The sequence below is a fragment of the Bacillus cereus group sp. N6 genome (assembly GCF_016483705.1).
Classification (GTDB): domain Bacteria; phylum Bacillota; class Bacilli; order Bacillales; family Bacillaceae_G; genus Bacillus_A; species Bacillus_A wiedmannii.
Genome location: NZ_JAEHBI010000244.1, coordinates 1 through 335, shown reverse-complemented (window position 1 = coordinate 335; position 335 = coordinate 1). Strand labels below are relative to the sequence as shown.

Sequence of the window (335 nt, the reverse complement as noted above, 5' to 3'; positions counted from 1 at the left end):
GGTGACTTCACTTGGAGAACGCCAGTATATCCTGCTGCACGGCTATTACGTAAAGTGATATTCGGTAATCGTAAATCAGCATCTGTACCAGTATCTTCAAGGACTAACGAAGTTTGATATAACCCCGTTTTCCCTCGTCTAAAATACCAACTCCCCTTCCCAGCATAAAAAACATGGGAATCATTCGCGTTTAGCACACTGAGTCCGTTTCTTTGCAACTCCCAATACACAGATTTTTGGACTGCACCATCAACTATACCATCGCTAATACCAATGCTCGCATAAGCCCCAGACCATCCTGCACCTGCTTGAGACATAAATAAAGCGCCTGCTGG

General features: G+C 44.8%; 1 pseudogene. It reads right to left on the bottom strand.

Annotated elements, in window-relative coordinates:
* Positions 1 to 335 (bottom strand): annotated as a pseudogene (locus JDS99_RS31150) (tail fiber domain-containing protein); the annotation flags it as partial.